Origin of the sequence: Actinomadura sp. 1N219, assembly GCF_044326405.1 — a bacterium.
Lineage (GTDB): Bacteria > Actinomycetota > Actinomycetes > Streptosporangiales > Streptosporangiaceae > Spirillospora.
This window is the reverse complement of the sequence record NZ_JBIRAY010000009.1, coordinates 72,596-93,631: the sequence shown is the minus strand read 5'-3', so window position 1 is coordinate 93,631 and position 21,036 is coordinate 72,596. Positions and strand designations below refer to the sequence as shown.

Sequence of the window (21,036 nt, the reverse complement as noted above, 5' to 3'; positions counted from 1 at the left end):
CATTGCTGGAGAGGACGGGTTGTGCCCATTCCATTAAAGATCTCGACGACGGAATTGTGTTCCGGCGGGGTGGCGAGGGCCGATGAGCGGCGCTGAATCCGCGATGTGGGAGCTGACGTCCGCCCAGTCGGGCCTCTGGTACGCCCAGCAGGTCGCGCCGGACGACGGCGTCTACAACATCGCCGAATGCGCGGAACCCGGCGGCGAGGTGGAACCGGAGCTGTTCGTCCGGGCCCTGCGGCACGTGCTCGGCGGCGTCGACGCCTACCGGCTGCGGTTCCGGATGGTGGACGGCGCCCCGCGCCAGTACCTCGACCACGCCGCCGACCTCGATGTGCGGGTCGTGGACGTGCGCGCCGACCCCGACCCGCGGGCGGCGGCGGAGCGGTGGATGCGGGCGGAGCTGGCCCGTCCCGTCGACCCGCTGGACGGCGGTCCGCTCTTCGCCTGCGCGGTGCTCCTGCTGGGCGAGCGCCGGATCCTCTGGTACCACCGCGCCCACCACCTGATCATGGACGCGCACGGCGGCGCTCTGATCGCCGCCCGGGTGGCCGGCGCGTACTCGGCGCTCCTCGCGGGGGCCGAGCCGGACGCGCCCGCCTTCGAGCCGTTCTCGGTGCTGGTGGACGCCGACCGCGCCTACCGCGACTCCGCCGACTTCACCGCCGACCGGGAGTTCTGGCTCGACGCCCTCGACGGGCTGGACGAGCCCCCGCCACGAGGCGGGCGAGACGTCCGGACGGGGTCGGGCGCCCCGCTGCGCGCGTCGGCCGAACTCGACCTGGACGGGTCCGCCCGGCTGCGCGCCGCCGCCCGGCGCCTCCGGACGAGCTTCGCCGTGCTCGCGTGCGCGGCCGCGGCCGTCCACGAGCACCGCGTCACCGGCGCCTCGGACGTCGTCCTCGGGATCTCCGTCCCCGGCCGGGCCGGGCGGCGGGAGCGGGAGGCGCCCGGCATGACCGCGAACGTCATGCCGGTCCGGGTGGCGGTCGCGCCCGGCCTGACGGTCGCCGAGACCGTCCGGCGGGTGGGCACGGCCATCGGCGCGGGCCTGCGGCACCAGCGGTACCGGTACGAGGACGCGGCGCGGGACCTCGGGATGGACGGCGGCGCCCCGCTGTGCGGCCTGATCGTCGACGTCATGGGCTTCGGCCGCCCGCCGCGGTTCGGGGCCGCCGGCGCGGCCGTGCGGAACCTCACCCAGGGGCCGACCGCGGACCGGCGGATCGCCGTGTACGACCGCTCGCCCGAGTCCCGGATCCAGATCGACGTCGACGCCGACCGCGGCCGGCGCGATCCGGCCGCGGCGGCGGACCTGCTGCGGCGCTTCCGCCGGATCATGGACTGGATCGCCGCCGCGTCGCCGGACGACCGGGTGGGCGACGCCGCGCTCCTCGACGAGGACGAGTGGTTCCGGGTCGTGCACGCGCTGAACGACACCGGCGCGGCACCGTCCAGGGCGCCCGTCCCCGACCTGTTCGCCGCGCAGGCCGTCCGCACGCCGGACCGGACCGCGCTGGTCACCGGCGGCGGCGAGGTGTCGTACGCGGAGCTGGACGCCCGCGCCGGACGGCTGGCGCGCTACCTGGCGGCCTCCGGGGCCGGGCCCGAGACGGTCGTCGGGCTGTGCCTGCCGCCGGGAGCGGACATGATCGCGGCGATCCTCGGCGTGTGGCGGGCCGGCGCGGCCTACCTGCCGATCGAGGCGGCGCAGCCGGTGGAGCGGACCGCGTTCATGCTCGCCGACAGCAGGGCCGTCCTGCTCATCGCCGACGCCGACGCCGTGGACGATCTCCCGGCCGGACGTATCCCGGTCGTCACCCCGCAGGACGCGCATTCGGCTGCCGCAGAGGACAGGGAGGACGTAGCTCCGGCGGACCCCGCCGCGCTGGCGTACGTCATCTACACGTCCGGCTCGACCGGCGTGCCCAAGGGCGTCGCCGTGACGCACGGTTCCCTGGCCAACTACGTGGCGGCGGCGCGGGAACGGCTCGGCCTCGGCGGCGCGGGGAGCCGGTACGCGCTGCTCCAGCCGCAGGCCACCGACCTGGGGAACACGATGCTGTTCTGCTCGCTGGCCACGGGCGGCGAGCTGCACGTCCTGGACCGGGACCTGCTGCTCGACCCGGACGCGGTGTCCGGCTACCTCGCCGATCACCGGATCGATCACGTCAAGGCCGTCCCGTCGCACCTCGCGGCGCTGTCCGCGAGGTCCGGGGCCGGGGGCGTGCTGCCGGCGCGGTCGCTGGTGCTCGGCGGCGAGGCGGCGGCGCCCGCGTGGGTCCGCGAGCTGCTGGAGTCGGCCGGGGACCGGGCGGTCTACAACCACTACGGCCCCACCGAGGCCACCATCGGCGTCACCACCACCCGGCTGACCTCCCGCGACGCCGAGAACGGGGCCGTCCCGATCGGCACGCCCATCGGCGGCGCCCGCGCCTACGTCCTCGACGCGGCGCTGCGCCCGATGCCCATGGGGGTGACGGGCGAGCTGTACGTCGCCGGGGCCGCCCTGGCGCGGGGCTACGTGAACCGTCCGGGCCTCACCGGCGCGCGGTTCGTGGCGTGCCCGTTCGTCGCGGGCGAGCGGATGTACCGGACCGGGGACCTGGCGCACTGGGGCGCCGACGGGCGGCTCGGGTTCGCGGGCCGGGCGGACGACCAGGTGAAGATCCGCGGCTTCCGGGTGGAGCCCGCCGAGGTCGGCGCCGCGCTCGCCGCCCATCCCGAGGTGGCCCGCGCCGCCGTCGTCGCCCGGCGGGACGAGCCAGGGGAGGCGCGCCTGGTGGCCTACCTCGTCCCCGGGGGCGGCGCCGATGAGGCGGGGCTTCCGGAACGGGTGCGGGAGCACCTGGCGCGCCGCCTGCCGGGCCATATGATCCCGGCCGCGTTCGTCGTCCTCGGCGAGCTGCCGCTGACCGCGAACGGCAAGCTCGACCGCAGGGCCCTGCCCGCCCCGGACCGCGCGGCGGGCGCGGGCGGCGCGGGCGGGCGGCGCGGCCCGGCGAGCGTCCAGGAGGAGCTGCTGTGCGCGGCGTTCGCGCAGGTCCTCGGGCTGGACGCGATCGGGCCCGACGACGACTTCTTCGCGCTCGGCGGGAACTCGCTGTCGGCCGTCGCGCTCGTCGAGCACCTGCGGACGCGCGGGGTTTCGGTCTCCGTCCGGGCGCTGTTCCTGACGCCGACCCCGGCCGGTCTCGCCGCGGTCGCCGGGCCGGAGCCGGTGGCGGTCCCGGAGCGCCGCATCCCCGCGGACGCGGCCGTGCTCACCCCGGACATGCTGCCGCTCGCCGACCTGGACGACGCCGAGCTGGAGCGGGTCGTCGCCGGCGTCGACGGAGGCGCCCGCAACGTCGCCGACGTGTACCCGCTGGCGCCCCTCCAGGAGGGGATCCTCTTCCACCACCTCGCGCGCGGGGACGGCGACGCCGACGTCTACCAGCGGTCGGCGCTGCTGGAGTTCGACTCCGAAGAACTGCTGGAGGGCTTCTTCGACGCGCTGCGCCGCGTCGTCGAACGGCACGACATCTACCGCACCGCGATCGTTTCGGAAGGGCTGCGGGAACCCGTCCAGGTGGTGTGGCGCAGCGTCGACCTCCCGCTCCAGCGGCTCGCGCCCGCGCCCGGCCGGGACCCGGTCGACCAGCTCCTCGCCGCCGGAGACTCGCCGATGCCGCTGGACCGCGCCCCGCTGATGCGCGCCTACGCGGCCGCCGAACCGGACGGCGGCGGTCAGTTCCTCGCCCTGCTGAGCATCCACCACATCGTCCAGGACCACACGGCCCTCCGGGTGCTCGTCGAGGAGGTCCGCGAGTTCGCGGCGGGACGCGGCGACCTGCTGCCCGCGCCGCCGCCGTTCCGGAACTTCGTGGCGCAGGCGCGGCTCGGCACGCCGCGCGCGGAGCACGAACGCCACTTCGCCGAACTGCTGGGCGACGTCACCGAGACCACCGCGCCGTTCGGGCTGCTGGACGTCCACGGCGACGGCGCCGCGGTGGAGCGCGCCCGCCGTCCGGTCGAGGAGCGTCTCGCCGCGCGGACGCGCGACCTGGCGGCGGCGCTGGCCGTGAGCCCGGCCACGCTCTGCCACCTCGCCTGGGCGCGGGTGCTCGCCGCCCTCTCCGGCCGCGACGACGTCGTGTTCGGCACGGTGCTGGCGGGGCGGATGAACGCCGGGCCCGGCGCGGACCGCGTGCCCGGCCTGTTCCTCAACACCCTGCCCATGCGGGTGCGCGGAGGCGGCCAGGACGTGGCCGCGGCGCTGGACGGCGTCCGGGAGCAGCTCGCCGGCCTGCTCGAACACGAGCACGCGCCGCTCGCGCTGGCGCAGAAGGCGAGCGCCGTGCCGCCCGGCAGCCCGCTGTTCACCTCGATCGTGAACTACCGGCGCGACCACTTCGCCGGTGAGCCCGACATCGGGCTGCCCGGAGTCCGGCTGCGCACCGCCACGGAGCGCACCAACTATCCGGTCACCCTGATCATCAGGGACACCGGGACGGGCTTCGACGTGACGGTCGACGCGCTCGCCCCCGCCGGCCCCGCCCGCGTCCTCGACATGCTGCACACCTGCCTGGACAACCTGGTCACCGCGCTGGCCGGCGCGCCACGCACCCCGTTCATGGCGGTGGACGTCCTCGACCCGGCCGAACGCCGCCGGATCCTCGACGGGTGGAACCGCGCCGGGGCCCCGGCGGCCGGCCCGGCGGCGCCGGGCGTCACGGTGCCCGGGCTGTTCGCCGCGCAGGCGGCCCGCACGCCCGCGTCCGTCGCCGTCGTCAGCGGCGGCGCCAAGACCACCTACGGGGAGCTGGACGGACGAGCCGACCGGCTCGCGCACTACCTGCGCGGCATCGGCGTCGGGCCCGAATCGGTGGTGGGCCTCTGCCTGCCGCGCGGCGTCGACATGATCGCCGCGATCCTCGGCGTGTGGCGGGCCGGGGCCGCCTACCTGCCGCTGGACCCGGCCCACCCCGCCGCGCGGACCGCGTACATGCTCGCCGACAGCCGCGCCGCGGTGCTGGTCGGGACGGCGGACGTCCTGGACGACATGCCGGTCACCGGCCGGGTCAGGACCGTCGCGCTGGACGACCCGGCGGTGGCCGCGGCGCTGGAGGCGCGGCCCGCGACGCCCCCCGACTCCGCGGCGGGGCCAGGACGGCTCGCCTACGTCATCTACACCTCGGGCTCCACGGGGCGGCCGAAGGGCGTCGAGATCACCCATGGGAACCTGGCGAACTACGCGCGGCACGTCCCGCGGCGGGTGGGCTTCGGCGGCGCGGGCGGACGGTACGCGCTGCTCCAGCCGGCGACCACCGACCTCGGGAACACCGTCGTGTTCGCCAGCCTCACCACGGGCGGGGAACTGCACGTGCTGGACGCGGCCGCGGTGACCGACCCCGTCGCGGTCGCCGGGTACCTGGCCCGGCACCGCATCGACTTCATGAAGGCGGTGCCGTCGCACCTCGCGGCCCTCGGCGCCACCGCGGACCTCGGCTGGCTGCTGCCGGCGGGCGCGCTGGTGCTGGGCGGCGAGGCGGCCCCGCCCGGCTGGGTCGAGCGGCTGCTCAAGGCCGCCGGGGACCTGCCGGTCTTCAACCACTACGGCCCGACGGAGACCACCATCGGGGTCGTGACCGGGCGGCTGGACGACGCGTCCGTCCTCGGCGGGACGGTGCCGATCGGCACGCCCGTGGGCAACACGGCCGTGTACGTGCTCGACGACGCGCTGCGGCCGGTGCTGACCGGCGTGCCGGGGGAGCTGTACGTGTCCGGCGCGCAGCTGGCGCGCGGCTACCGCGGCCGTCCCGGCCTGACCGCGGAACGCTTCGTGGCCTGCCCGTTCGAGGACGGGACGCGGATGTACCGCACCGGCGACCGCGCCCGCTGGACCGCCGGGGGCTTCCTGGAGTTCCTCGGCCGCGCCGACGACCAGGTCAAGATCCGCGGGTTCCGGGTGGAGCCAGGCGAGGTGCAGGCGGTGCTCGCCGGCCACCCCGCCGTGGCGCGGGCCGTGGTGGCCGTCAGGGAGGACGTGCCTGGCGACCCGCGCCTCGTCGCGTACGTCGTCCCGGACGGCGCCGTCCCGGACGGCGCGGACGGCGCCGGCGCGGGGCTGCCGGAGGCGGTCCGGCGGTTCGCGGCGGAGAGCCTCCCGCCGCACATGGTGCCCGCCGCCGTGGTCCCGCTCGCCGCGCTGCCGCTGACCGCCAACGGGAAGCTCGACCGTGCCGCGCTGCCCGCCCCGGACCGCGCGGCCGCCGCGGGCGCGGGCCCGCGCCCGGCCGACGCGCGGGAGGAGGCGCTGTGCACGGCGTTCGCGGAGATCCTCGGGCTGCCCGCGGTCGGCGTCGAGGACGACTTCTTCGTCCTCGGCGGGCACTCGCTGCTCGCGACGCGGCTGGTCAGCCGGGTGCGCGGGCTGCTGGGCGAGGAGCTGCCGATCCAGGAGCTGTTCGACCGGCCGACGCCGGTGGCCCTCGCGGCCTGGCTCGCGGGCCGCGGCGGCGAGGAGCGGGAGACCAGGCCGCCGCTCCGCCCGATGCGATCGCGCTGAGCACGCGTCGGCCGGGCCGAGCACGCGTCAGGCCGGGGCTGGGCATGCGTCAGGCCGGACGGTCGCCCGTCCGGCCTGATGCTCTCGCCCTCGCTCTCGCGGTCGCGCTATCCGCCCGACATCGCCACCAGGACGCGGCGGGACCCCTCGAACGGGCGCCGGCCGTGCGCGGTCAGGACGTTGTCGATGAGCAGCACGTCGCCCGGCCGCCAGCCGACGTCCACGGCGCACTCCAGGCCGCGGTCGTAGACGTGCCGGATGTGCTCGTCCGGGATCGGGGACCCGTCGGGGAACGTCACGTACTGCGGGAACTCCTCGGGGGAGAGGATCGCGTACAGCTCAGCGGACGTCTCGTCGCCGAGCCCGGCGGGGTGCCACTGGTCCGCCTGGTTGAACCAGACCTCGGCGCCCGTGACCGGGTGCTTCACGGTCGAGGGGCGCAGCTGGGTGACGCGCAGCCCGTCCTCGCCCCACTCCCACTCGGCCCGCGACTCCCGCAGGTACGCCTCGACCTCCGCCCGGTCGCCGGTCTCGAACGTGTCCTGCCAGCTCTTGCCGAACCCGAACCCGTCGTGCAGGTTCTGGACGTACCGGACGCCGCCGGCGAACGCGTCGCGGACCTCGGCGTCCAGCGAGGCGAGCCACAGCTCCCCGTCGGCCACCGTCGTCGCGCCGCCGCTGCCGGGCGCCTTCTCGCAGTAGAACGCGAGCCGGGTCGGCCAGCGGTGGGCGTAGCTCAGCTCGTTGTGCATGGAGATCGTGTACTGCCGCGGGTACTCGGTCGACGTGTAGAGGTTCCCGCGGACGCGGCTGCGCGGCGAGTTGCCGTGCACGTACGGCAGCCGGTCCGGGACCAGCCGGTCCAGGACGGAGTCGACCGCCTCGGGCGTGACGCCGAAGTCCCGGAAGACGAGGGCCTTGTGCTCGGTGAGCAGCCCGGTCAGCCCGTCCGGGCCGAGGTCGTCGAGCCACCCGGCGAGGTCCGGCGGGGAGCCGCCGGCCGCGTCCCGGCTGATCTCGTGCGGCCGCCAGGCCCGGCCTGTCTCGGCGGTGTCCATCCCGTCCTCCAAGTCCCGTGTCGTGCCTTCAACTGAAAAAGACGTGCGTCGGTACGGGCCAGGCCGGCGGCCCGGGCGGGCCGCCGGCCTGGCGACGACGGCGTGCGGAGCGGCGGGCGGGCGGCAGCGCCCGCCCTAGCCGTTCTTCGCGCCCTCCATCGCCTCGATCAGGCTCTTGGGGCGCATGTCGGTCCACGATTTCTCGATGTAGGCGAGGCATTCGTCCCTTGACGCCTCCCCGAATACGGTGGTCCATCCGTCGGGCACGTCCACGAAGACGGGCCAGAGCGAATGCTGGTTTTCGTCGTTGACCAGGACCAGATAGCTCGCGTCGGGATCCTCGAACGGGTTGGGCACCGGACTGTCCTCACTTGTCGGCGATAAGAGACGGCATATTGGCGCCGCGGCATCGAAGCGAATCCACTCTGGCACGGGGCGCCGGAAATCCTCAAGGTTCCGCAGTTCAACTGCCCTGTCGCTGCAGTCGAACAACGCCGCCGGCGCTCGCCGTTGACGCATCAGGCGACATTGTGATGCCTTGGTCAACGCGTCCGGGCAGGCAATTCGCGCGGCGGCGCAAAGGCAGCACGAAAAGCAGCACAACCGCAGCCCACGGCAGGAAATTCCGAACGGGAGAGAGTCAGATGCCCGACAGCCGAGAGCGGGTCTTCCTCCGCTCGAATGCGATCATCGAACCGCTGGTCGACAGGTTCTATGCCTGGATGCACATCGTCTCGCCGGCGCAGGCGGCGATGAACCTCGCGAACGTCCAGGTGCCGCTGCTGGAGTCGTACCTGCATTCGCCGCAGGTGCACATCGCGGCGAGCAACAACCCCGCCCTGCGCGGCGGCTACTTCGTCAATGTCGAGGAGGAGCGCGCCACCGAGGTCGGCGAGCTGCTGGACGTCATCAAGCGCGACCGCTCCGACATGCTCGCGTTCGCCGACGCCATCGCCGAGGCCGACGACCTCGTCCGCCAGAACGCGACCGGGTTCGACCTGACCCCGCTGTACCCGAAGCTGCCGCCGGCGCTGAACGGCCTCGTCGAGCTGGCCTACGACACCGGCAACCAGGCGTCGCTGCGGCTGATCGAGCCGCTGCTCTACCACAGCCCCGTGTTCGACAGGCGCCGCCAGTCCGTCCAGCTGTCGCTGGAGGACGGGGTCGAGCGCCCCTTCATCCTCAGCACCCCCCGGCTGCCGAAGCCCGGCGTGCTGGAGCTGCCGATCCCGTTCGACCACCCCGGCCTGGACGAGCTGTTCGCCGCCCGCGTCGAGGGCACGACCGCGGCGCGGCTGCGCGCGGCGCTCGAACTCGACGACGCGCAGGCGGCGCTGCTGGACGGCCTGCTCGCCGCCGAGCCCAGCCTCGCCCCGGACCGGCACATCGACGGCGGCGGCCGCATCCGCTACTTCGGGCACGCGTGCCTGGTGCTGCAGACCCCGGACGCCGCCGTCGTGGTCGACCCGTTCATCAGCGCCGACAACCGGCACGGCGACCGCTACACCCTCGACGACCTGCCCGACCACATCGACCTGGCGCTGATCACGCACGGCCACCAGGACCACATCGTCCTGGAGACGCTGCTCCAGCTCAGGTCGCGCACCGACGCGGTCGTCGTGCCGCGGTCCTCGCGCGGCAACCTGTGCGACCCGTCGATCGCGCTCTACCTCAGGTCGATGGGCTTCACCGTGATCGAGGCGGACGACTTCGACGAGATCCCGCTGCCGGGCGGCGACCGGGTCGTCGCCACGCCGTTCCTCGGCGAGCACTCCGACCTCGACATCCGCTCCAAGTCGACCTACACCGTCCGGCTCGCCGGCAAGACGATCTTCGTCGGGGCCGACTCGTCCGGCATCGACCCGGTGCTGTACCGGTACATGCGCGCCCACCTCGGCGAGGTCGACCTCGCCTTCCTCGGCATGGAGTGCGACGGCGCCCCGCTGACCTGGCTCTACCAGGGGCTGCTGACCCGTCCGGTGACCAAGAAGATGAGCGACTCGCGCAAGCTGTCGGGCTCGAACGCCGAGCAGGCCGCGGCGATCATGACGGAGCTCGGGTCCCGCGAGGCGTACATCTACGCGATGGGCGAGGAGAGCTGGCAGGGGCACGTCATGGCGACGACGTACACGCCGGACACCTACCAGATCAAGCAGATCGAGGAGTTCCTGGCCTGGTGCAAGGGCAACGACGTCGCCGCGGAGCACCTGTTCAACCAGCGCGAGTGGTGCTGGTGACCGGGCGCCCGGAATGCCTTACCTGAACGCCGGCGGGACCCGGCTGTCCTACGAGCGGTCGGGGCGGGGCGAGCCGGTGCTGCTCATCATGGGCACCGGGGCGTCCCGCCGCCAGTGGGACATGCACCAGACGCCGGCGCTGCACCGGGCCGGCTACGAGACGATCGCCTTCGACAACCGCGGCGTCCCGCCGTCGGACGCCCCGCCCGGCAAATACGCGCTGGAGGACCTCGTCGCCGACGCCAGAGCCGTGATCGAGACGCTGGACCTCGCGCCCTGCCGGATCGTCGGCACGTCGCTGGGGTCGCTGATCGCGCAGGAGCTGGCGATCGCCGAGCCCGGTCTCGTCCGCGCGGCGGTGCTGATGGCCACCCGGGCCCGGTCGGACGTGCTGCGCCGGGCCCAGTCGGCGGTGGACCGCGTCCTCGCGGACGCCGCCGTCCGGGTGCCGCCGCGGTACCGGGCCGTGAACGCGGTCGTCCAGATGCTCTCGCCGCGGACGCTCGACGACGACGAGGCGGTGGCGTCCTGGCTGGAGATCTTCGAGCTGGCGGCGGCCGCGGGCCCGGTCGCCGCCGGGCAGGCGTGGATCGACACCGACCGGGACCGCCGCGCGGACCTGCGCCGGATCTCCGCGCCGTGCCGCGTCGTCGCGTTCGCCGACGACGTCATCACCCCGCCGCACCTCTGCGCGGAGGTGGCCGGCGCCATCCCGGACTGCGACCTGGTGGAGATCCCGAACTGCGGGCACCTCGGGTACCTGGAGCGTCCGGAGCCGGTCAACGAGGCGATCACCGAGTTCTTCGCCAAGGTCTGAACCAAGGCCGGGGCCGGGGTCGGCGCGGGGGCCGGGCCCGGCGGGCATGCGGGGGCCGGGCGGGCGCTCACCGCGTGGAAACCCCCCGCACCCCACTCTGGATCACATGCAGGAAATGTCAGCCACCACGGCCGCCGCGGCCGTCGTCCCTCCCCTCGGCGCGGCCCGCGGCGCCGGGGGGAACACGCGGAGGAAGAGCAATGCTCCAGTCTGAGATCACGACCTCCGCGGGGGAGCGGACCGAGGCGCCCGCGCCCCGCCGCCGGCGTCGCCGGCTGGTGTTCGGCGGCACCGCCGTCCTGGCCGTCGGCGCCGCGGGCGTGCTGTTCGCGGTGCAGGACGGCGACGGGTCGGCGGCGAAGACGTCCTCGACGCTGCCGACCGTCCCCGTCGTCCGCACCGACATGGTCGACACCACGGACGTGGACGGCACGCTCGGCTACGGCGGCGCCCTCACCGTGCTCGGCCCGGGCAGCGGCCGGATCACCTGGCTGCCGCCGACGGGCGCCGAGATCCAGCGCGGCAAGCGCGTCTTCGGCATAGACGGCCACTCCGTCCCCCTCTTCTACGGCTCGACGCCGTTCTGGCGGGAGCTGAAGGACGGCATGACGAAGGGACGCGACGTCCTGGAGCTCGAACGCAACCTGGCGGCGCTCGGCTACGCGGACGGCCACGGCGACGTGCTCACCGTGGACCGCAGCTTCACCTGGGTGACCGCGGCCGCCGTCCGGGCGTGGCAGAAGGACCTGGGCGTCCAGCAGACGGGGACGGTCAAGGTCGGCGACGTCGTGGTGCAGCCGGGCGGGATCCGGGTGACGAAGGTGGAGGCGATCCTCGGCGCGCCGGCGTCCGGCACCGTGCTCACCGCCAGCGGCACCGAGCGGCGGATCTCCGTGAAGCTGCCGGTCAGCACCCAGGGCGTCGCCCGCGAGGGCGCCAAGGTCCGGGTCTCGCTGCCCGGCGGGAAGACCACCACCGGGCACATCTCGTCGGTCGGGACGGTCGCGACCGCCGGCACCACCGGCGCCCAAGCGCAGACCGGGGAGGGCACCCAGAACGCGACGGTCCCGGTCCAGATCACGCTGGACGATCCGAAGGCGGTCGGGAAGCTCGACGGCGCGCCCGCGACGGTCGGGTTCACCGGCACCGAGCACAAGAGCGTGCTGGCCGTCCCGGTCAACGCGCTGCTCGCCTCCGCCGACGGGAGCTACTCGGTGAACGCGGTGGACGCCTCGGGGAACGTCCGGTCCGTCCCCGTCAAGCTCGGCATCTTCGACGGCGACAAGGTCGAGGTGAGCGGCGCCCTGACACCGGGCACGAAGGTGCAGGTGCCGCGGACATGACCGGCAACCTCGCCGCCGGGGACGGCCTCCCCGGCGGCGCCCAGGGCCCGGACGGCGGCGGTGTCGACGGCGGCGGCGACGCGGTCGTCGCGGTGGAGAACGCCACGAAGGAGTACCCCGGCGGCGTCCGGGCGCTCCAGGAGGCGTCGCTCACCGTCCGCCCCGCCGAGCTGGTGGCGATCCTCGGGCCCTCCGGGTCGGGCAAGTCGACCCTCCTGAACCTCATGGGGACGCTGGACACGCCCAGCTCCGGCCGGGTGCTGATCCGCGGCCACGACGTCGCGGCGCTGCCCGACCGCCGGCTGGCGGCGGTGCGGGCCCGCTGGATCGGGTTCGTGTTCCAGCAGTTCTTCCTCACCTCCCACCTGTCCGCGCTGGACAACGTCGCGACCGGGCTGCTCTACCACGGGGCGTCGCCGCGCCGCCGCCGCCGGCTCGCCCAGACCGCGCTGGAGCGCGTCGGGCTCGGGCACCGCCTGGAGCACCGGCCGAACCAGCTGTCCGGCGGGGAGAAGCAGCGGGTCGCGATCGCCCGCGCCGTCGTCGGCGACCCGCCGCTGGTCCTCGCCGACGAGCCGACCGGCAACCTCGACTCCGCCTCCGGCGCCGGGGTGCTGGACCTGCTGACCGAACTGAACCGGGACGGCACCGCCGTCGTGGTCATCACCCATGACCTGGAGGTCGCGGCGGCGCTGCCGCGGCGCCTGGAGATCCGGGACGGCCGGATCCACGCCGATACGGGGGTGCCGGCATGACACCGCTACCGGAACCGGTCCGGCTCCGCGCCGGCGACCTCGCCGCCGTCGGCCTGGACGGGCTGCGCGGGCGGCCGATGCGGGCCGTGCTGTCCGCGCTCGGCATCGCCATCGGCGTCGCCGCGATGGTCGGGCTCGTCGGCATCAGCACCGTCAGCCGGGCCGGGCTGATGGCCGAGATCCAGGAGCTCGGCACGAACCTGCTCACCGTCCAGCCGGGCACGTCGCTGCTCGGCAAGAACTCCAAGCTGCCCCCGGACGCGGAGGGCATGGTCGCCCGGATCCCCGGCGTGACCGGCGTGTCCGCGACCGGCGCGGTGAACAACGTGACCGTCCGCCGCACCGACAAGATCCCGTCCTCGACGACCAGGGGCGTCTCCGTCCAGGCCGGGCGGCTGAACCTGCTCGGCACCCTCGGCGGGACGGTCCGCTCCGGCGCCTACCTCAACGCCGCGACCGGCCGGTATCCGGCGGTGGTGCTCGGCTCCGTCGCCGCCGAGCGGCTCGGCATCGAGCGGGCCGGCGCGCACGTCTACATCGCCGGGCGGTGGTTCCTCGTGGTCGGCGTCCTGAACCAGGTCAAGCTCGCCCCCGAGATCGACCGGTCCGCCCTGATCGGCTGGACGCAGGCCGCCCGGCTCGGGTTCGACGGGCACGTCACCACGCTGTACGAGCGGTCCACGGACGACACCGTCCAGTCGGTGCGGAGCGTGCTGGCCTACACCGTCAACCCCGAGCACCCGGAGGAGGTGGAGATCAGCCGCCCGTCGGACGCGCTCACCGCGCAGGTCGCCGCCATGCGCGCCTTCAACGCGCTGTTCTTCGGGCTCGGCGCCGTGGCGCTGCTGGCCGGCGGCGTCGGCATCGCGAACATCATGGTGATCTCGGTGCTGGAGCGGCGGCAGGAGATCGGGCTGCGCCGGTCGCTGGGCGCGACCCGCGGGCAGATCCGGCTGCAGTTCCTCACCGAGTCGGTCACCCTGTCGTCGCTCGGCGGCGCCGCCGGGGTCGTCCTGGGGCTGGTCGTCTGCCTCGGGTACGCGGGCATCCGCGGCTGGCCCCTCGCGCTGCCCGGCCAGGCCATCGCCGGCGGCGCGCTGGCCGCCGTCGCCATCGGCGCGGTGGCGGGCCTGTACCCGGCCCGCCGCGCCGCCCGCCTCACCCCCACCGCGGCGCTCGCCCCCACGTTACCGGACAGCCCCCGACCGGGCGGCGCAGGGGGGCCTCCGGAGCCGGCCCGCGCCGGCCCCGGAGGCACCCCGTTTCGTCTTTTCCGGGACGGCCTGCCCAAAAAGGACGGATGTCGATGACGGTCACCGCGCAGAAACCTCCCGGCGGCCATTCTCGAAGCATGAAGACTTTCTCACTCGCGGTGGCGGCGCTGGCCGCCGCGGCCGCGCTCGGACTGGCCGGATGCGGCGGCGGCGAATCGTCGGACGGCGGCGGGAACACCAAGAAATCGCAGGCCGAAATCGACCGGGAGCAGAAGTTCGTCCAGTGCCTGAAGCAGCACGGCATCGAGATCGGCAGCGACCCCAACGACACGCACGTCATCGGTGAGGACCCGAAGTTCGACGCGGCCCAGGCCGCCTGCGCGAAGTACGCGCCGATCAACGAGGCCAAGAACGAGGACATCACGTCCGCCGACGAGGACCGCGCACTGAAAAGGGCGGAGTGCCTGCGCAGGCACGGGGTCAACGCCAAGGACCCCAAACCCGGGACGGCGAACATCACCATTGACGAGGGGGCCGGGGACACCCCGCAGAAACTCGTCGCGGCCTACACCGCGTGCAACAAGGAAGTCCCCAACCCGAAGCCGTCCAAGCCGTGACGGTATTCGTTCAACCGCAGCCCCCACATCGGTTGAACAGCGGCACCGGCCGCTGTTCAACCGATGGCCTTTCCAGGGGGTCGGTGATGCGTTGGAATTGCCTGGGCCGGCCGGGACCGAAGGGCGACAGGCCCAAGTGAGCGACATTCGGCCGGCGCTTCCGCGTGGCGTCCGATGCACAAGGAGATGCCCTGATGATCCCGTTGTCGTTCGCGCAGCGCCGGTTGTGGTTCCTGGCCCAGCTGGAGGGGACGGGCCTCGCCTACAACAACGTGATCGCGCTGGCGCTGCGCGGCCCGGTCGACGCCGCCGCCATGGGCGCGGCGCTGCGGGACGTGCTGGCACGGCACGAGTCGCTGCGCACCGTGTTCCCCGCCGTCGACGGCGAACCCCACCAGCGCATCCTCGATCCGGACGAACTGGACTGGGGGCCGGACGTCCGCCGTGTCGCGCCCGGTGACGTGGCCGCCGCGGTCGGGGAGGCGGGCCGGTACGCCTTCGACCTGTCCGCGGAGCCGCCGATCCGCGCGACCCTGCTCCGCATCGCGGCGGACGAGCACGTGCTGGTCCTCGTCCTGCACCACATCGCCACCGACGCCTCGTCGAACCGCCCGCTGGGCCGGGACCTGTCGGCGGCCTACGCGGCGCGGCTCCGCGGAGAGGCCCCCGCGTGGGAGCCGCTGCCCGTCCAGTACGCCGACTACGCGCTGTGGCAGCGGGAACTGCTCGGCGACGAGTCCGACCCGGCGAGCCGGATGTCGGTCCAGCTGGACTACTGGCGGAAGGCGCTCGCCGGAGCCCCGGAGGAGCTGGCCCTCCCGGCCGACCGGCCCCGCCCCGCGACCGCGGGCCACACCGGGCACCGGGTCCCGCTGCGGGTCCCGGCCGAGACCCACCGGCTTCTGACGGACCTGGCCCGCGCCGAGGGCGTGACCGCGTTCATGGTCGTCCAGGCGGCGCTGGCGGTGACCCTGTCGCGGCTCGGCGCGGGCACCGACGTCCCGATCGGCGCGGCGGTCGCGGGCCGCACCGACGAGGCCCTGGACGACCTCGTCGGCTTCTTCGTCAACACCCTCGTGATGCGCACGGACCTGTCCGGCGACCCGGACTTCCGGCGGCTGCTGGCCCGCGTCCGGCAGACGAGCCTCGCGGCGTTCGCCCACCAGGACGTGCCGTTCGAGCGGCTGGTCGGGGAGTTCTCCCCGGAGCGGTCGCTGACCCGGCACCCGCTGTTCCAGGTCATGCTGACCGTGCAGAACACGGCCGAGGCGGGCCTGGAACTCGCGGGCGTGGACGTCGAGCTGCTCCCGTCGAACACCCCGGCGTCGCGGTTCGACCTCGACGTGATGATCGAAGAGACCTTCGACGTGCAGGGCCGTCCGGCTGGTTTGCGTGGGGCGATCGTCGGTGCGGCGGATCTGTTCGATCCGTCGACGGTGGCGCGGATGGCGGGCTGGTTCGCGCGGGTGCTGGAGATGGTCGCCGCCGACCCGGACGTCCGGCTGCACGCGGTCGATGTTCTGGACGAGGCGGAGCGGCGGCGGCTGCTGGTGGCGTGGAATGACACCGCGGTGGACGTCCCGGCTGGTTCGGTGCTGGAGGCTTTCGACCGGCAGGTGGCCGGTAGTCCGGACGCGGTTGCCGTCGTTGATGGCGATGAGCGGTTCAGTTATGCGGAGTTGGATGCTCGTGCTGGGCGGTTGGCTGGGGTTTTGGCTGGGTTGGGTGTGGGTCGTGGCGCGGTGGTGGGGTTGTGTCTGCCGCGGAGTGTGGATGCGGTGGTGGGTGTTCTGGCGGTGTGGAAGGCGGGTGCGGCCTACCTCCCGATCGATCCGGGCAATCCGGCCGAGCGGGTGGCGTTCCTGCTGGCCGACAGCCGGGCGGTGGCGCTCGTCAGCACCGGCGACCTGCTCGACTCCCTCCCCGTCGCCCGCGTCCCGGTGATCGCGGTGGAGGACCCGGACGCAGACTCGGCGGCGCCGCCCGTGTCGGTGTCGCCTGGTGGGGATGAGTTGGCGTATGTGATGTACACGTCGGGGTCGACGGGTGTGCCGAAGGGTGTGGCGGTCACGCATGCGGGCCTGGCCAATTACGTGTTGTGGGCCGCCAGTGCTTATGACGTCGGACGTGGCGGCGCGGTGGTGCATTCGTCATTGGCGTTCGATTTGACGGTGACGAGTGTGCTGGTGCCGTTGGCGGCGGGCGCGGTGGTCTCGATCAGCCGGGACGGCGGCGTGGAGGGCCTGGCCGAAGTCCTGCGGGGCGGTGGTGGGTTTGATGTGGTGAAGGTGGTTCCGGCGCATCTTGCGTTGCTGGCGGAGACGCTTCCGGTCGAGGGGTTGGCGGGTGCGGCGCGGCGGTGGGTGGTGGGGGGTGAGGCATTACCGGGCGCGGCGGTGGCGTCGTGGCTGGAGCTGGTGCCGGATGCGGTGGTGGTGAATGAGTACGGCCCGACCGAGACGGTGGTGGGTTGTGCGGTGCATGAGGTGACCGCCGGGCAGGGTGCGGGGGTGGTGGTGCCGATTGGGCGTCCGATCGCCAACACCCGCTTGTATGTGCTGGGTGATGATCTTCAGCCGCTTCCGGTGGGGGCGGTGGGTGAGTTGTATGTGGCGGGTCGGGGGTTGGCGCGGGGGTATGTGGGGCGGCCGGGGGTGACGGCGGAGCGGTTTGTGGCGTGTGGGTTCGGTGTGGGTGAGCGGATGTATCGGACGGGGGATCTGGCCAAGTGGACGCCTGACGGGGATTTGGTGTTCTTGGGCCGGGCGGACGATCAGGTCAAGATCCGCGGGTTCCGCATCGAGCCGGGTGAGGTCGAAGCGGTTCTGCGGGCGCATCCCGGGGTGGGGCAGGTGGCCGTGGTCGTCCGGGAGGACGTGCCGGGCGACGTGCGGCTCGCGGCCTATGCCGTCCCGTCCGATGGTGCGGATGTCGATGGCGGTGACCTGCGGGAACTCGCGGCGCGGCGGCTCCCGGACCATATGGTCCCGGCGGCCGTGGTGATCCTCCCCGAGCTGCCGCTGACCCCCAACGGGAAGCTGGACCGCGGCGCGCTCCCCGTCCCCGAGCACGGTTCCGGCGCGGGCACGGGACGCGCCGCGGCGACGGTCCAGGAGGAGATCCTCTGCGGGGCGTTCGCCGAGGTGCTCGGGCTCGACTCGGTGGGGACGGACGACGGCTTCTTCGAGCTCGGCGGGCATTCGCTGCTCGGCGTCCGGCTGCTGTCGCGCATCCGGGTCGTGCTGGGCGTGGACCTTCCGCTGCCGGTCCTGTTCGAGCGGCCGACGGTGGCCGGGCTCGCCGGATGGCTCGCCGAGACGGACGCCGCACGGGGGCGTCCGGCGCTGACGGCGGGTCCGCGCCCGGAGCGGCCGCCGCTGTCGTCCGCGCAGCGCCGGCTGTGGTTCCTGGCGCAGATGGAGGGTCCGAGCGCGACGTACAACACGACGGCGGCGGTCCGGCTGGAGGGCCCGCTGGACGCCGCCGCGCTGGCGGCGGCGCTGCGGGACGTGATCGGACGCCACGAACCGCTCCGCACCGTCTACCCGGCCGTGGACGACGAGCCGTACCAGCACGTCCGCGACCTGGCGGACGTGGACTGGGAACTGATGGTGAGCCAGGTCGCCCCCGGCGATGTGGCCGGCGCCGTCACGCGCGCGACCCGGTACGCGTTCGACCTGGCGGCGGAGCCGCCGTTCCGGGCGTCGCTGTTCCGGACCGGCCCTGATGATCACGTGCTGGTGCTCGTCCTGCATCACATCGCCAGCGACGGCTGGTCGCTGGCCCCGCTGGGCCGGGACCTGTCGGCGGCCTACGCGGCGCGGCTGCGGGGAGAGGCCCCGGCATGGGAGCCGCTGCCGGTGCAGTACGCCGACTACGCGGTGTGGGAGCGGGAGCTGCTGGGGGACGAGTCCGATCCGGACAGCCTGGCCGCGACCCAGATCGGGTACTGGCGGCGCGCCCTCGCCGGCGCGCCCGAGGAGCTGGCGCTGCCGGCGGATCGGCCGCGCCCGGCGGAGCCGAGCCGCCGCGGGCACCGGGTGCCGTTCCGGGTCCCGGCCGACGTCCACCGGCGGCTCCGGGAGCTGGCGCGGGCGGAGGGCGTGACGTCCTTCATGACGTTGCAGGCGGCGCTGGCGGTGCTGTTGTCCCGGCTCGGCGCCGGGACGGACGTCCCCATCGGCGTCCCGGTCGCCGGGCGGTCCGACGCGGCGCTGGAGGGCCTGGTCGGGTCCTTCGTCAACACGCTCGTGATCCGCACCGGCCTGGCGGGCGACCCGGGGTTCCGGGAGGTCCTGGCGCGGGTCCGGGAGGCGAGCCTCGGGGCGCTGGCCCACCAGGACGTCCCGTTCGAGCGGCTCGTCGAGGAGCTGGCCGTGGCCCGTTCGCTGGGCCGCCACCCGCTCTTCCAGGTGATGCTCACCGTCCAGAACGTCGAGCGGGCCGAGCTGGACCTCCCCGGCGTGCGCGTGGTGGACGGGACGTCGGCCGCGGACGGCGCCTCCGCCGTCGACTCGGCGGCCGCCCCGCCCGCGCGGTACGACCTGCACGTCACGGTCGGGGAGACGTTCGACGACGAAGGTGGCCCGGACGGGCTCCGCGCCTTCGTGACCCTGGCCGCGGACCTCTTCGACGCGTCGACGGCGGAGCGGGTCGCCGCCTGGTTCACGCGGGTCCTCGACCTGGTCACGTCCACCCCGGACGTTCCCCTCCACGCGGTCGGGCTGCTCGACGCCGAGGAGCGGCACCGGGTGCTCGACCAGTGGAACGACACCGCCGTCACGGGCACACCGCCGTCGCTGACCCGGCTCTTCCGCGACCAGGCGGCCGCGGCGCCGGACGCGGCGGCCGTGGTCGCCGGAGACGCCGAGCTGACCTACCGCGAGCTGGACGCGGCCGCAGGGCGGATCGCCCGGTATCTGCGCGACCTGGGCGCGGGCGCCGAGTCGGTGGTGGGCCTGTGCCTGCCGCGCGGCCCGCAGATGATCACGGCGATGCTCGGCGTGTGGAAGGCCGGTGCGGCGTACCTGCCGGTGGACGTCCGCCTGCCCGCCGAGCGGGTGGCGTTCATGCTCGCCGACAGCGGCGCGCGGATCGTCCTTGCGGACGCGGCTCTAGGCGACCCGCCCGCCGACGTTCAGGTGGTGCCCATCGATGAGGCGCTGCGCACGGACTCACGCGCGGACGCGGTCGCGGATGAGCCGTTCGGCGACGATCCGGATCCGGCGGGCCTGGCCTATGTGATGTACACGTCCGGGTCGACGGGGACGCCGAAGGGCGTGGCGGTCACGCACGGGTCGCTGGCCCAGTACGTCGCCTCGGTGTCCGAGCGGCTGGGCTGGAGCGGGGCGGGCGCGCGTTACGGGCTGCTGCAGCCGCAGGTGACCGACCTGGGCAACACGGTTGTCTTCATCAGCCTGGCCACCGGCGGGGAACTGCACGTGCTGGACGAGGACGCGGTGACCGACCCGGACGCCGTGGCCGGATATCTGCGGGAACGGCGCGTCGACTTCGTGAAGGCGGTGCCGTCCCACCTGGCGGCGCTGTCGGCCGGGTGCGGGATGGACGGCGTGCTGCCCGCCCGGTCCCTGGTGCTCGGCGGCGAGGCCGCGCCCGCCGCCTGGACGCGCGACCTCCTGCGCGCCGCCGGCGACCGGCGGGTCTTCAACCACTACGGCCCGACGGAGACCACCATCGGGGTGGCGACCGCCGAGCTGACGTCGCCGGACGCCGTCGGCGGCGTGATCCCGATCGGCACGCCCATCGCCGGCACCCGGCTGTTCGTCCTCGATGAGGCGCTGGCCCCCGTCCCGCCGGGCGCGGCGGGTGAGCTGTACGTGGCCGGGGCCGGGGTCGCGCGGGGTTACGTGGGACGGCGCGGCCTGACCGCGGAGCGGTTCGTCGCGTGCCCGTTCGGCGCGGGCGAACGCATGTACCGCACCGGTGACCTGGTCAAATGGACCGCCGGCGGGCAGCTGGTGTTCATCGGCCGCGCCGACGCGCAGGTGAAGATCCGCGGGCACCGGGTCGAGCCGGGCGAGATCGAGGCCGTCCTGCTGGAGCACGCCGCGGTGCGCAGTGCCGCCGTGGTCGCACGCGAGGACGTTCCCGGAGAGCCGCGGCTGGTCGCCTATGTCGTCCCCGCCGCCGAGGAGTCCGTGCTCGACGGGCTGCGGGAGTTCGCGGCGGGGCGGCTGCCCGAGTACATGGTCCCGGCCGCCGTGGTGCTCCTGCCCGAGCTGCCGCTGACCGGCAACGGGAAGCTGGACCGCGGCGCGCTGCCCGCCCCGGCGGACGGTGCGGCGGGAGACCCCGGCAGGGCGCCGTCCACCGCGGCCGAGACGGCCCTGTGCGAGATCTTCGCGGACGTCCTCGGGCTGGAGTCGGTCGGCGTCGGCGAGGGGTTCTTCGATCTCGGCGGGCACTCCCTGCTCGCGATCAGGCT

10 protein-coding genes (1 of these 10 running past the window's edge) are annotated in these 21,036 nt (G+C 74.3%); 8 read left to right on the top strand and 2 right to left on the bottom strand.

Features of this window, described 5'->3' with window-relative positions:
* The first annotated feature begins 82 nt into the window (after positions 1-82).
* Positions 83-6,550 carry an amino acid adenylation domain-containing protein gene (locus tag ACH35V_RS25780; protein WP_395975764.1) on the top strand — a complete coding sequence of 2,156 codons (6,468 nt, stop codon included), beginning with the start codon at positions 83-85 and terminating at the stop codon, positions 6,548-6,550.
* Between the two features lie 107 nt (positions 6,551-6,657).
* On the opposite strand, the gene ACH35V_RS25775 is transcribed toward ACH35V_RS25780, so the two are convergent.
* Positions 6,658-7,608, bottom strand: a complete 951-nt coding sequence (locus ACH35V_RS25775) for a TauD/TfdA family dioxygenase (RefSeq protein ID WP_395975762.1) — start codon at positions 7,606-7,608, stop codon at positions 6,658-6,660.
* 135 nt (positions 7,609-7,743) lie between these two features.
* Entirely contained in the window at positions 7,744-7,965 is a 222-nt protein-coding gene (locus tag ACH35V_RS25770; RefSeq protein ID WP_395975760.1) for an MbtH family protein, read from the bottom strand.
* Between the two features lie 287 nt (positions 7,966-8,252).
* Here ACH35V_RS25770 and ACH35V_RS25765 point away from each other — a divergent pair, with 287 nt between their 5' ends.
* The 7 genes from ACH35V_RS25765 to ACH35V_RS25735 form a co-directional block, all read left to right on the top strand.
* Complete coding sequence (locus ACH35V_RS25765; protein ID WP_395975758.1) at positions 8,253-9,845, top strand: MBL fold metallo-hydrolase; 1,593 nt, start codon at positions 8,253-8,255, stop codon at positions 9,843-9,845.
* Between the two features lie 13 nt (positions 9,846-9,858).
* Positions 9,859-10,662, top strand: a complete 804-nt coding sequence (locus ACH35V_RS25760; protein WP_395975756.1) for an alpha/beta fold hydrolase — start codon at positions 9,859-9,861, stop codon at positions 10,660-10,662.
* 200 nt (positions 10,663-10,862) lie between these two features.
* Complete coding sequence (locus ACH35V_RS25755) at positions 10,863-12,005, top strand: peptidoglycan-binding protein (RefSeq protein WP_395975754.1); 1,143 nt, start codon at positions 10,863-10,865, stop codon at positions 12,003-12,005.
* Entirely contained in the window at positions 12,002-12,760 is a 759-nt protein-coding gene (locus tag ACH35V_RS25750; protein ID WP_395975752.1) for an ABC transporter ATP-binding protein, read from the top strand. Before ACH35V_RS25755 ends, ACH35V_RS25750 begins: the two co-directional genes overlap by 4 nt.
* Positions 12,757-14,070 carry an ABC transporter permease gene (locus ACH35V_RS25745; RefSeq protein WP_395975750.1) on the top strand — a complete coding sequence of 438 codons (1,314 nt, stop codon included), beginning with the start codon at positions 12,757-12,759 and terminating at the stop codon, positions 14,068-14,070. The genes ACH35V_RS25750 and ACH35V_RS25745 overlap by 4 nt, the downstream gene beginning before the upstream one ends.
* A gap of 41 nt (positions 14,071-14,111) precedes the next feature.
* Positions 14,112-14,591, top strand: coding sequence for a hypothetical protein (locus ACH35V_RS25740; protein ID WP_395975748.1), 480 nt, complete (start codon positions 14,112-14,114; stop codon positions 14,589-14,591).
* 194 nt (positions 14,592-14,785) lie between these two features.
* Positions 14,786-21,036, top strand: partial view of a non-ribosomal peptide synthase/polyketide synthase gene (locus ACH35V_RS25735; RefSeq protein WP_395975746.1) — the 5' portion only. Its footprint extends 35,437 nt past the window's final position; the window shows 6,251 of its 41,688 coding nt (coding positions 1-6,251); the start codon lies at positions 14,786-14,788; its stop codon lies beyond the right edge, outside the window.